The organism is Bradyrhizobium sp. STM 3843 (assembly GCF_000239815.1).
Lineage (GTDB): Bacteria > Pseudomonadota > Alphaproteobacteria > Rhizobiales > Xanthobacteraceae > Bradyrhizobium.
Window position 1 is genome coordinate 1 of sequence record NZ_CAFK01000170.1, and the last position, 1,518, is coordinate 1,518.

Below are 1,518 nucleotides of genomic sequence, written 5' to 3' on the forward strand. Positions count from 1 at the left end.
CTCACAGCACGGCTCGCGGCCCGATGGATTCCGGGCTCGCGCTCCGCGCGCCCCGGAATGACGGCGGAGGGAGTGGTGGCTCTACAGCTCCCGCGCATTACTGAACGCGAACGAGCTCACGCGCCGCGTGGTCTCATCCAGAATCAGTGTGCGGGTGATCGGCGGCTCGGCGCGCTGGCTGCAGTTCTCGCGCTCGCAGAGCCGGCAGTTGACGCCGATCGGCGTGCCTTCGGCCTTCTCCAGATCGAGGCCTGCGGCATAGACGAGCTTGGCGGCGTGGCGGATCTCGCAACCGAGCCCGATGGCGAAGCGCGGCTGCGGATGCGGGTGCGGCGCCACCGGCCGGCGCACCACCTGCGCGATCGAGAAATAGCGCGTGCCGTCGGGCAGCTCGATCACCTGCCGCAACAATTGGTCCGGGGTGTCGAAGGTCGAATGCACATTCCACAACGGGCAGGTGCCGCCGAATTTCGAGAACGGGAAGGTGCCGGACGAGAACCGCTTGGAGACATTCCCGGCATTGTCGACGCGCAGCATGAAGAAGGGAATGCCGCGCGCATTCGGTCGCGACAGCGTGGTCAGGCGGTGGCAGATCTGCTCGAAGCCGGTCTGAAAACGCTGCGCCAATACGTTGATGTCGTAGCTGAGGGCTTCGGCCGCGGCGAGGAAAGCCGGGTAGGGCATCATGACGGCCGCGGCAAAATAGTTCGCCAGCGTGATGCGATAGAGCCGGCGCGCGGTGTCGTCGAGATTGCCGGCGCGGGCCACGATGGTCTGCAAGGGTTGCGCGCATTCGGCCATGCCGAGCTGGAAGGCGAGCTGGAAGGTGCGGCCCGGCGCATCGATCAGCTCGGAGATCAGGAGCTGGCGGCGGTGGCGGTCGAAGCGGCGCAAAGTCTCGCGCATGACGTCGACCGGCATGATGCGGGTGACGATCCCATGCTTCTCGCGCAGGCGTGCGGCAAGGGCGGCGTAGAGCTCCTCTGCCGGCACGTTCAGCTCATCGCGCAAGGTCTCGGCCGCCTGCTCGAGCTCGGCGAAATAGTTGCGGTTGGCCTCGATCAGGTCGCGCACCCGCTCGATCGGATTGGCCTCGAAGCGGGCGCCGCCCTCGTTGCGATCGGCCATCTGGGCCGCGACCAGCGTCTCGCCACGGCGCGCCTCGGTGTAGGCCGCATAGAGCCGCTGCAGAGCGTGGGTCACGCCGGGGCAGAGCTCGGCGAGGTCGCGCAGCTCCTGCTTCGGCAGGTCGATCTGCCGGAACAGCGGATCGGAGAAGATCTCATTCAGCTCGGCAAAGAAGCGATCCTCGTCGGCCGTGGCGAGGTCGCGCAGATCGAGGTCATAGCTTTCGGCCAGCCGCAGCAGGATCTGCGCTGTGACCGGGCGCTGGTTGCGCTCGATCAGGTTGACATAGCTCGGCGAGATCCCGAGCCCCTCGGCAATCTGGGTCTGCGACAGGCCCAGCTGCTGGCGGATCCGCCGGAAACGCGGGCCCACGAACAGTTTCTTCCCGGA

General features: G+C 67.0%; 1 protein-coding gene. It reads right to left on the reverse strand.

What is annotated here, in order from left to right:
• Positions 1 to 81: 81 nt before the first annotated feature.
• A partial coding sequence (locus BRAS3843_RS18415) for an XRE family transcriptional regulator (protein WP_063710309.1) occupies positions 82 to 1,518 on the reverse strand: 1,437 nt, incomplete at its 5' end.